This window comes from Streptantibioticus silvisoli (genome assembly GCF_027947535.2).
GTDB classification, from domain to species: domain Bacteria; phylum Actinomycetota; class Actinomycetes; order Streptomycetales; family Streptomycetaceae; genus Streptantibioticus_C; species Streptantibioticus_C silvisoli.
The window spans coordinates 66,033-77,507 of the sequence record NZ_JAAGKO020000020.1 but is presented as its reverse complement, the minus strand read 5'-3'; the positions used below and the strand labels follow the sequence as shown (position 1 = coordinate 77,507).

6 protein-coding genes are annotated in these 11,475 nt (G+C 70.8%); 4 read left to right on the top strand and 2 right to left on the bottom strand.

Features of this window, described 5'->3' with window-relative positions:
* Positions 1-19: 19 nt before the first annotated feature.
* Positions 20-403, bottom strand: coding sequence for a DUF4357 domain-containing protein (locus POF43_RS15540; RefSeq protein ID WP_271323129.1), 384 nt, complete (start codon positions 401-403; stop codon positions 20-22).
* Between the two features lie 373 nt (positions 404-776).
* Between POF43_RS15540 and POF43_RS15535 the strand changes: the two genes are divergently transcribed.
* A complete protein-coding gene (locus POF43_RS15535; RefSeq protein ID WP_271323128.1) occupies positions 777-2,792 on the top strand; it encodes an N-6 DNA methylase in 2,016 nt (671 codons plus the stop codon).
* 91 nt (positions 2,793-2,883) lie between these two features.
* Here POF43_RS15535 and POF43_RS15530 read toward each other — a convergent pair whose 3' ends face one another.
* Entirely contained in the window at positions 2,884-4,392 is a 1,509-nt protein-coding gene (locus tag POF43_RS15530; RefSeq protein ID WP_271323127.1) for a serine/threonine-protein kinase, read from the bottom strand.
* A 112-nt stretch (positions 4,393-4,504) separates the two neighbouring features.
* On the opposite strand from POF43_RS15530, the gene POF43_RS15525 reads away from it, so the two are divergent.
* The 3 genes from POF43_RS15525 to POF43_RS15515 are packed head-to-tail and all read left to right on the top strand — an operon-like array spanning position 4,505 to position 11,397.
* Positions 4,505-6,385 carry a PD-(D/E)XK nuclease family protein gene (locus POF43_RS15525; protein ID WP_271323126.1) on the top strand — a complete coding sequence of 627 codons (1,881 nt, stop codon included), beginning with the start codon at positions 4,505-4,507 and terminating at the stop codon, positions 6,383-6,385.
* The gene (locus POF43_RS15520) at positions 6,378-7,646 is read left to right on the top strand and encodes a pPIWI_RE_Y domain-containing protein (protein WP_271323125.1); all 1,269 of its coding nucleotides are present in this window, start codon (positions 6,378-6,380) and stop codon (positions 7,644-7,646) included. Before POF43_RS15525 ends, POF43_RS15520 begins: the two co-directional genes overlap by 8 nt.
* Positions 7,639-11,397 (top strand): pPIWI_RE_Z domain-containing protein, encoded by a 3,759-nt coding sequence (locus tag POF43_RS15515; RefSeq protein WP_282704603.1) that lies wholly within the window; start codon positions 7,639-7,641, stop codon positions 11,395-11,397. The genes POF43_RS15520 and POF43_RS15515 overlap by 8 nt, the downstream gene beginning before the upstream one ends.
* Positions 11,398-11,475: the final 78 nt, after the last annotated feature.

Sequence of the window (11,475 nt, the reverse complement as noted above, 5' to 3'; positions counted from 1 at the left end):
GATCCCCCGTCGAAGTGCTTCAGACCCTGCCGCGAAGAGCACTCAAGGACGTGCCGTCGTCCGTGTGCCAGGCGTCCCAGCCGTTGGCCTTGGCTCCGGTCACCGCCTCGCACGCGCCGGACGGCGATGGGCAGATCCGGCCGCCCTCCAGGCGAAGGCTTCCCTCGGCGGTGACGTGCGCGCGGTGCTCCTGGCCGAGGTTGCGGCGGCGCCAGGTCAACTGCTGCCCTGGCCGCAGCAGTCCTGCGGCCAGCAACTTGGCGAGGGCACCGGGCTGGACCGTCGCCTCATCCAGGGCCAGCAGGCGCCGCAGCACGCTGTTAGGTGTGTCAATGAGGGGCTTGGCCTCGCGCTGCAGGCGGGCGAAGACCTCCGCGTCGACGATGATGGTGTGCTCGGGCACCGCGCTCCTTCTTCGGACTATTTTTTCTCTCTTGTGCAGGTGCAAGAAAAAAATAATGCGGGTGTCCCCTCCTGTCAATCCATCTCGTGCCAGCGGAGCGCCACCGTTCGCCTGCTGGTCGGTCCCGGCATCGGAGTGCCGGTAGGTGTGTCTGTGTGACCCGGGGGCAGGAGTTTCGCCGCGTTCCGTGGCCAGGGTGACCCGGGACGGGGTGGCGATGAGAGGCGATGTCCGTGGTTGGCCTGTGAACAAAGTCAATACTCGCGCCCGGTCGTAGTAGTCTGCCGAGGTGCGGGAGGGGGAAGTGGCTTGATCGCGCGCCCATAGATGGGGGAAAGATCCGCTTTGGTTGAGAAAAGTCCAGGGAGTTCAGATGTCCACGCCCCGTGCCGTACCCGTGTCTCTGGCGGAAATCGCTCGTCTCGCGGGCGTCGGGCGGGCCGCCGTCAGCAACTGGCGGCGGCGTCATCCGTCGTTCCCCGCCCGGATCGCCGGCACGGACGTCAACCCCCAGTTCTCCCTCGCTGACATCGAGGACTGGCTGCGCGACAACAAGAAGCTCAAGAAGTCCGCCGAGCGAGAATGGCTCTGGCCCCGCTTCGAGTCGCTCGGTGGACGCGACGAGACGGGGACTGCGGTCGCGGAGGTGGGCAGGAGGCTCGCACATCGGGGCGCGGAAGGGGAGTCCACGTTCACGGATGAGGCGGCAGCGCTGATCGAGCGGGCGGTGGACCTCGGGCGGCGTGAAGGAGGCCCGGAGATCTTCGCCTTCTTGCTGCGCCGCTGGCTCGACGTCCATGTACGCCAGATCCCCACGACACCCGAGCCGCTGGCCGTGCTCATGGCGGAGCTCGCCACCCGCGTCGCGGCCGTCGGCGGCGGCATCACGGTGATGGACCCCGCCTGCGGTACCGGCCACCTCCTGATGGCCGCGACCGAGGTGGCCAGCGGGACAGGTGGTGGGGCGCTGAGTTTGCTGGGCGGTGACCGTGATCCCGTACTCGCGGCACTCGCCGAAGCCCGCCTGAGCCTCGCCGAGGACACCCAGGCGAAAGAGCCCGCGCGCATCGACGTACGCGATGGGGACTCTCTGCGCGACGACCCGTTCGCCGACGTCCCCGCCGACATCGTCCTGTGCAATCCGCCGTTCAACGAACGGGACTGGGGATATGAGGAGTTGGCCACGGATGCCCGTTGGAGCCACGGGCTGCCGCCGCGTACCGAACCCGAACTCGCCTGGGTCCAGCACTGTCTGGCCGGGCTGCGGCCCGGCGGCGCGGCCGTGCTGCTGCTGCCTCCCGCCGTGGCGGCGCGAAAAGCGGGCCGGCGCATCCGCGGATCGCTGTTGCGCACCGGCCAGCTGAAGGCCGTCGTCGCGCTGCCGCCGGGATGCGCCGCGCCCCACAGCGTATCCCTGCACCTGTGGGTACTGCGGGCGCCCGTACCAGGTGAAGAGCCACACGCGGGAGGCCACCTGCTGGTGGCCGACGGCGTGTCCCGCTTTCCCCGGGACCCGGGCCGCGAGTGGGCACCCCAATGGGCGGCGATCGGTGACTTCCTGCGCGAGGCCGTCGGGCAGACCGATCGGGCCGAGGTCTCTCCCTTCGTGCGACGCGTACCCGTCATCGAGCTCCTCGACGACGAGGTCGATCTCACTCCGGGACGCCACATCACCCCGTCGCCGGCGAACACGGCGCCGCGACTAGCGGCATCCTGGCGGGACTTCAAAGATCTCGCCGCCAGGATGACCAAGTTGGCCCGGCTGCTCGCGGCGCTCGAACTGACCTCCGCCGCACAGCTGACGGCGACCACCGTCGCCGAACTGGCGCGGGCGGGGGCGCTCTCCCTGCGCGGTGGCCAGCAACCACCGGAGGCGGCGGTCCGCACCGGGGCGCCGTCGGCCGAGGATATTCCGTTCCTGACGGTTCCCGACCTTCTTTCGGGCGGCGAACCTCGGGCGCGCCTCGCCGCCGACGACCCTGCGGCGCGCGAGGCCGTGATCGCCGAACCCGGGGACATCGTGGTGGTGGGGGTGGCGCGGGCGTTCTCCGCCTGGGTTCATGAGGGGCCGCCGACCGCCCTGGGCCCCCAGCTGCACGCCGTGCGGGTGCAGTCCGAGCAGCTCGACGCCTGGTTCCTCGCCGGTTCGCTGCGCGCTCCGGCCAACGTCCGGCAGGCCGGGACGCACGCGACGAGCTCCTCCCGTATCGATGTCCGGCGCCTCCAGGTCCGCCAGGTGCCGCTCGGTGAACAGCGGCGCTACGGCGAGGCGTTCCGCGAGCTCGCGGCCTTCGAACAGATGGCGCGGCGCACCGCCGAGCTCGGTGCGGAACTCGTCCACGACCTCGGTGACGAACTGGCGGCTGGGCGGCTCGCGGGCGGGATGTAGTGCGCTCGGGTGGCCGCGCGCGGCGGCGGGGGCCACTGGGGCGCGGCGCGGTGTGGCATGGTGACGCGCATCACGTCTCCTTGCCGTGCGGTCAGGTCCCCGGCCCGCCCCGGTCGTTCGTGTCCGCGAACCGAGCCGAGAGTTGGACATCGACCTCGTGCCGTACGGACTCGACCTGTATGGCCAGCTCTCGCGGCAGACCCGCGGCCGTGTGTCCCGCGGCGTCTACCGTGGCGACAGCGGTCTCCAGCTCACCGAAGGCGAGTCGGCATTCGGCCAGTCGCAGCCGGACCACCGCGCGCTCCGCCCGCTCGGCCGGACCATCCCCGTGCAGGAGACCATCGTCGATGCCCTGGTAGAGACGGGCCGCGGAACCGAAGTCTCCGGCCAGCCGGAGCCCGTCCGCCGCTCCCCGCCACACACGGCGCACCAGCGGGCGGCGCTCTCCCCATTCCCCGCGCGCACGCTCCGCCAGTTCGCGCAGACGGCCGGTCGCCTCCCCTGATTCGCCGGCGGCGATCTCCGACTCGGCCCGCGTGCAGAGTAGTTCCACCGCGCGGGCGTCCAGCCACTCCTCCTCGCCTGCCGCCGAAGCCGTGGCAGGCGGCTCGCAGGGAGCGCGGAACGCGCACGGAGTCCGGTCCGCGGGCCGGCGGAGCGGGGCCGTCGGATCGGGGTGGGTGCGCGGCCGGGGTTCGGGGTCGCCAGGTTGCGGGCCGAGCGGGGCGAGGACCTCCAGGACCTCGTCGACGGGCGGTCGCCGCCCAGGCTGCTTGGCGAGCATGCGGATCACCAGGTCGTCGATCGCCTCGGGGATGCCCGCGGCGTACAAACTCGGCGGCAATGGCTCCTCGTACAGATGCCTCTCGGTCAGACCGGCGTCCGCGCCGAGCGGGAACGGCGGGCGTCCGGTGAGCAGTTCGTAGAAGACGCAGCCGAAGCAGTACACGTCCGTGCGCGCTGTGGGCTCGCGCTCCAGGAGCTGTTCGGGTGCCAGGTAGCCGCGGGTGCCCAGCGTGGAACCGTGCGCCGTGTACCGGGTGGCGTCGGCCCGCAGCGGCTTGGCGATGCCGAAGTCAATGAGGACGGCCGCCCCTTCGTCGTCGATCATGATGTTGGGGGGCTTGAGATCCCGGTGCACGACAGGCAACGTGTGCGCGCAGGCCAATGCTCCTGCCACCTGTACGGCGACGGCGATCGCCGTCGCCGGCGGCAGCGGTGTGTGCTCGTCGAGGAAGGTCCGCAGACTCACCCCGGTCACCAGGCGCATGGCGATGTACGGCACACCCCGGTGCGATCCGCTGCCGTACAGCGCCGTGATGCCCGGGTGGTCGAGCGTGCCCAGAAGCGTGGCCTCGCGCCGGAACCGGGCGTGTCTGACCGCGAGTTCGGCCGCCCTCTCGTGCGGGTCCAGAGCGTATAGGGCCTCGGAGTCGTGACGCAGGAACTTCACTGCGACCTCGCGACCCGCGGAGGCCTCGCGGGCACGCCAGACGTGGGCCATCCCGCCCTTGCCGAGCGACTCCGTCAACTCGTAGCGCTCGTCGATCAGATCACCCGTTCCGGGTCTGTACATCTCCGCGTACGAATCCGCGTCCACGCCGCGCCGCTCCTTCGCCTCCCGCACCCTTCGGCGCAACAGAGTAGCGTGAAGAAACCCTCTTGCGAGATGCGCATGGACTCAGTTTACAGATGTGTGCCATGCTGAAGTCGTGTCTGGGACTTCGTACGGCGACGTGCGGAGCTCGACGGTCCTGGACGTCCTCCTGCCCATGCCGCCCTCCACGGGGGTCACCATGCAGAATCCACCGGGCGTCGCCGGAGACGACTGGCTGATCAGAGCGAGTCCCCGGATGGCCCGGCCCGACGCCGCGGCCTGCCCCACGCACCGCCGTATCGCGATGCGGCCCCAGCTCGTGGCCGGACCGGCCGTGCCGTTCCTGTCCACGCCGTACGAGGAGTTCGGGTTCGGCCCCCTCTTCACGGCGCTCGACCTCGTGGAGCACCATGGCTGGTCCGTCGAGCGAGTGCGTACGGAACTGCGCGGCACTCGCGGGCCGTTCCGTGGCCGGGGCGCGCCGGTCCACCCCGTACACCTCGCGTGGACCGCCCACGCTCTGGAGCGGTACGTCGCGGCCCGTGCCCGGGAGCAGTCCGCCGCAGAGAAGTCGGGCCTGCCGCCGACCGCGGCGGTCAAGCACCCGTGGACTTGGCGCACACGCCGCACGGACGCACCCGGCCCGCGCGGCGCCCGGCAGTACGAGCACACCGTGTGGGGCCGCATGTACGCCTCCGCCGACGGGACCGTGCGCGACCTGTGGCTGCCCTCGCTGGGCCGGGCCAAGAGCAGTCGTCCCGAGGCCGAAATCGGGGCCATGGCACAGGTGATGGCGTACGGGGCGCCCACGCCCCGACGCAGGGCGCGGGACGAACCCCCTGCCGAGGCGACCAACACCACCCTTCCCCCTGCCCTAGTGCGCGTCTTCGACGTGGGATGCGCCGATGGTTCGGTGGAACCGCTGCTCGGCGTGGCACCACGGTTCGGCGAAGGGCCCGGCGAGGCAAGGAAGCGGTTCGAGGGCGACGCCGTACCGGCGTTCGTCGCCGTCGCGACCGCGACCGGCACTCATCCCGGCGAGAGCTGCGTCGACTGCAAGGCCATCGCCGGCTGTACGGACCTGAAACGCGCCCCGAGCCTGTGGGGAGGGCGACCCCCGTCCGTCGCACGCAAGCGCCGCTCCGTCTCCGCATGGGATCTGCGCCTGTACGCCGAATGCCCCGCCCAGTACCACCTGGTGCGGCGCCTGCATCTCAACGATCTGTCCACCGAGAACGAAGGAGCGCGGCGAGGCAGGGCCGTCGACTCCTGGCTGGACGCACGACACGGCGAACAGCCGGTGCGCGGCTGCCGGGACCGCGCGGCCCCCGACCCGGCCACGCCAGGCTTCGGGATCGGTCTGGACGACGCGTCCGCGCGTGAGGCCTCCGCAATGCTGGCCGAGCACCGGCTGCTGTGCCCGCTCAACGGACTCGGCGCCGACGAGCGTGTACTCGTACAGCACCGTGTGACGGCCTACGTGCCGGAACTTGATGTCGTCGTCCTCGCCGTACCCGACCTGGTGTACACCCATCGCGGCCGGTGGATCTGGCGCGAGACCAAGACCTCCGCCCGTCCGCTGTGGGAGCGGGAGCCGCTGCTGCGCACGTACCCGCAACTGGCCCTCGGGGTCCTGCTGTTCCACGCGAGGGTGCTGGGCGACGATCCGCGCCGTTCCTGGGTCGAACTGGAGCATCTGCGCGAGGGCCACGGAGAGAGCAGGCTCGAACGCGTCGATCCCGGCCGTGCCGAGATCGTCGACGAAGCCCGGGGCGTCATAGCCGGCCTCGCCCAGCCGCTCCTGGACGACACCACGTACGAACCGAGGACAGGGCGCCACTGCCACGGCTGCCAGGCACGGACCTGGTGCCGGCCCGGCACCGCCTACGTCACCGACCATCCGCTGCCGCACGGACCCAACGAGCCCACGCACGCCGACAACCCGAAACCGAGCGCCCCGCTGCTGTCGCGAGGAGGTACCCCGTCCGATGACTGACCAACAGCTCGTCCCGGACTGGCTGTTCAACCCGGACGTCGTCCTGCTGCGGGACGTGGCCACCGCCGTCCTGCATCTGGCGGCCGTCGGGGACCTCGACGCCTTCACCCTGCCCTACCCGCCCAGTGCGCAGCGCGCCCTGGACGCCCTGGTCCTCCAGTGCCTGCGCAACGGGGCCACGCCCCCGGTCGGCGTACCCGAGATGATGCGCTGGGCCCGCGCCCGGCCCCTCAGCAGCTGGCCCCTCGACCGGCTGCCCCCCGACCTGTTCGACGCCGCGGACCGGCTGATCGACGAGGGCTCGGGGGAACCCGCACAGCTCTGCCACGAACTCGCCGTAGGCGGATACGGCGACAGCACCGGGCGACAGTACGACCGCCTGGTCATCCACGGAGCCCTACGGGCCTGCCGCGCGATGTCGTCGCCCGAGTCGTACACGGCTTTCCGCCGCCTCCTGGTCACCCAACCCGTGCTAACCGAGGACGACTGGGCCGAGATCAGCTGCGACCTCTTCCTCGACCCGGTCCGGTTCCTCGTCGAGGAGATCTACGCGCCTGTCCCCGCCGGGTTCCGGCGGGACGGCTTGTATCTGTGCTGCCACCGCTGCCTGACCCTGCTGCACCCGGTGTCCGACACCGAGTGGTGGTGCGAGCGGGATCAATGCCGGCACCGGGGTCCCGCGCCGCACGGCCGGGAACTGGTGGCGGCAGAGGTCGGAGAGCTGCGCCAACTGCGCAAACCGCTGCGGTTGTTCGTCACCGGGCCCGGACAGGCGGAGACCGACCTGGAGGGTGAGCTGCGGGCGCTGGGGCTCACCGTCGAGATGTGGCCCAACTTCGACTCGTACGACGTGCGCGTCACGTTCCCCGACGGCCATGTTTGGGCCGTGGACGTCAAGGACTGGGCCCACCCCGCCTTTCTCGGCCGCAGCGCGACCGCGGTGCGCGCCGAACCTCCCTATGACGAGGCCTGTTGGGTCGTTCCGGAATTCAGGGTCCGCGCACGCCGCGACTACCTCGACAGCTATGTCAGGGAGCGGGGCGCTCAGGCGGGCGGACTGCGGCTGCTGACGGACAGGCAGCTGGTGCGGGCCGCACGGCTGCGGTTGTCAGGTGACCGCGGGCCGGACGCCTTCATCGGCCCGCTTCCCACCGGAGCGGAGGAACCGTCGGGACCCGGTCGGCGAGCCACCGCGAATCGCCCCGCGGACGACATGACGCCGGCCAGGGACGCCGGGCAGGACGGAGTGGACGATGCGTGACCGCAGCAGCTGGTACCAGCCGGTCATAGCCGCGTTGGGCCCCTGGCCCGAAGAGCACGCCAGGACCCGGCCCGCCCTGCTGTGCCAAGTCGAACTCGGCCTGCGACTGATGGAGATCGTGGCGCCCGGCCACGCCGCCGACGGAGCGTGGACGCTCCTGGGCGGCTACGGCCTGGCTTTCGCACGCGCCGCGAAACTGTCCATCGGCGCCGCGGAACAGGTCGCGCTGGCCGCGGCCCGGCACCTGCTCTGGCCCATGCGCCGCGGCCGGATGTGGCGGCAGTCTCTGGACGCCTACCTGCAACTGCCGGAACGGCTGCGCGCGTACCGTGTCCCGGCGGAGGGGAAACCGGCGTACCGGCTTCCCCTCATGGTCGCCGCCGACCGCTTTGCCGCGTACGACGAAGCGCTCGCGGACCTGCCAGCCTTCACCGTCAAACCGATGGAGCAGGCGGAGGCGGGCGAGCACCGCTTCATGGACCGCCGCCACCGGCGCACCTCCGTCACCATCCCGGCCGACCTCGTACGAGACCCCCTCCCGGGCCACCCCCTCACCACCGAACGCCCGGCCACCGCGGGCCCCCTGGACGTACCGCTCGACGAACTCGCCGATGTGGCACGGTGGATGGACGAGGAGGAACGGCGTCGCGGCCGAAAGACGGGCAACTGGGCCCAGCGCCTCGACGACCTCGACCTCGACACCCGCACCCCGGACGGGACCGCCTTCGCGTCGGCGTCCGCGCTGCCGCTTGACCAGCTCACCCACCTCGTCGGAATGGTCGGCGCCGGCAAGTCGACCCTGATGACCCTGCTCGCCGTCTGGGCGCACCACAACGGCCTGCGCACCACACTCGTCGTAGGTGACGTGGCCGAACAGCTCACCCTGACCGAGCTGTTCCGCGGACTTGGCCTGAGTGCTGCCCTGATCCAGGGCGGCACCACACGGCCTCAGCACACCCAGCGGCTGCACCGCAGGCTCGCCGCGCGAGGAGCGCACTCGCTCCTTGCCCACACCGATGCGAGCTTCCGGCATCTCAGCACCGCTTGCCCGCTGGACGCGCTGCGCGCACTCGACACATCAGAGCCGCTGCGCTACAACGACGCACCGTGCGGCGGCCTGCATCCTGTGCGCCGGGACAGGGCCGCTGAGGAGATGGCGACCGAACATGCCCTACGCGAACTCGAACGTGCCCGTGGCGCCGCCGGGCGGCATGCCCACGAGGACGACAGCGACGATGAGGAGGAGTGGGGCACCCCGCATGCCTGCCCGCTGTGGAGCGCTTGCCCTCGGCACTCTGCCACGCGCGACCTCGTGGACGCGCTGATCTGGGTGGCGAACCCCGCCAGCCTTGTCCAGACGGCCGTTCCGCGCCAGCTCAACGCCGAACGCCTGCGCTACCTGGAACTGGCGTGCCTTCGCAGCGACATCGTGGTCGTCGATGAGGCCGACCGCGTACAGATGCAGCTGGACCAGATGTTCGCGCCGTCGGCCACCCTCGTCACCACCGGTGTCTCCGAATCCTGGCTCGACCAGTTGCAGACCCACGAGATCGCCGAACTCGCCCGGCAGGGACGACTGCAGCTCTCCGACCAGGACGTGGAGCGTTGGTCGGCCGCCTTGGACATCGTCGGCTCCGCGGCGGACAGGCTGTACGCCATGCTCATCGACGATGAAGGACTGCGGAACTGGGCGCAAATCGACTACTTCAGCGCATGGACCCTTCAGGAGAAGCTGCTGAACGCCTGGTATCCGCTGACGCCCCGCCGGTCCGTGTGGCCTCCGGACGGCACGGAGGCGGTGGACGTCGAGGACGAGAACGCGCTGTATGAGGATGAGGACGAGGACGAGGGGGACGGCGGGGATGCGCCGGGAGAGCGCAAGCTCCCTGAGCCGGAGGCACCTTGGGCGCACCGTCGCAGCGAGATCACCGGGTTCTTCGACACCTTCCGGGACGATCCGCTCGGCGGGCGGGGTCCTTATCTGACGCCCGCCGACGAGCTCACCGCCCTTGCCCACGACGTTCTGCATACCCTCGACGAGAAGCGGACACGCAGCCGGGTCCGCGCGCTCCTCGACTCTCTGCTCATCGGAGCGCCGGATCCGCAGCAGCGCCCGCCATCCGCTTCCCGAGATGGCAAGGAGACGGCACGCGAGGACGTACCCCTCACCGAGGAGTGGCGCGAACTGAACGCGCGTCGGCTGGAATTCACTCTCGTGCTCGCCGCCCTGCACCAGCGCTTGGACCGAGTGACGTTCCTGTGGCCCCAAGTGGAGGCGGCGCTGCGCCTCGACGCGGCGAGCCACGAACTGACCCGCCGGCCGCCCCTCGACTATGCGCCGCTCCTGCCCGAAGCACCCATGGGCAACGTCCTCGGCTTCCAGTACCTGATCGACGAACGGGCCGCCGCCCGCGACAAGGACGGTCGCCGCACCGGAACCCTGCGCTTCTTCCGCTGCGCGGGCGTGGGCCGCGAGTTGCTCCTGGGCCTACCCCAGCTCGGCGCCGATCCCGGCCGGGAGGAAGCAGGCCCTCACGTCCTGCTGATGTCGGGCACCAGCTGGGCCGGCACGTCCACCCGCGCGCATGTCCTCGCTCCCGTCCGGGCGGTCCTCAAACCACACAGCAAGGCGCTGCGGTCGATCCGGGAGACCGTGTTCCGCACCGAGTTCCTCTACGACGCGGCCGGGCAGCCGATCCGCCTCTCCGGGCAGGACCCCGACAAACGAGAGGACGTCCTGCGCCTGATGATCGACCGTCTGGCCCGTCCCCGCAGAGACGGAACAACCTCCCCGCTACAGAGCGAACTAGCTCAGATCCCCGATCAGCGCCGCAGGCGCGCGCTGCTTCTGGTGGGCAGCTACGCGGAGGCCAATGTGGCCGCCATGGCCCTGGACGAGATCCCGCGCTGGCGCGGCCGAGTACGCGTGCTGGCCGCCGACGACGCGGAACTGGAAGCTGCGGTCGACGGCACGGCGCCGGCGGGAAGCCGGACACGGAGCACCGGGGCGGTGCGGCGTGGAGACCTCGCCGCCTTCGCCGAGGACCCGGACGCCGAACTGCTCGTCGCGCCTCTGCTCGCCGTCGAACGAGGGCACAACATTCTCACCACCCCCCAGCGTCCCGGTGAGGAGAGGGTGGCGGCGTTCGGGACGGTGTTCTTCCTGGTCCGTCCCCACCCTCGTCCCGATGACCTGTCCCTGGCGGTGTTCGCCATCAACGACTGGGCGAGCCGGTTCGTGCGCGGGCAACTGAAAAGCCGGGACGTGACGTTCGGCGATCTGGTGACGGAAGCCGGTGGTCTTGACGCGGCGGGCGGCACCTTTCGGACCGTCGCCCGTCGTGTCTGGCGGCACGTGTTGTCCCGCCCCTACATCTACTCCTCGCTCTCCGACGACGAGAAGGAGTCCTTCGTCTGGGACCAGCTTGTCACCATCTGGCAGGTCATCGGCCGCCTCGTCCGCGGTGGTGTACCGGCCCGCGTCGTGTTTGTCGACGCGGCCTTCGCACCCCGACTGGCCGCGGCGCAGGCACCCGTCGCCGACAAGAGCAGGCGGTCCCGTACCAGCGATCCGGGACTGCTGGTACGCCTGCGGGACGTTCTCGCCCCTTACTTCAACGTCACCGGCATCGAGAACGCGTCCGATGGGCCCAACCCCGCCGACATCGAACTCGTCACGTTGCTCTACCAGCCGCTTTACGAAGCGCTGTGCGACCTGGGCGCTTCGCCCGGACCCCGGCGCGCCGACTGACACATCGAGCCCCGCCGCTTCCAGGGCCGCCGAAGACACGGCGCGCGACCGACCACGTACGAGAACGTATGGAGAACG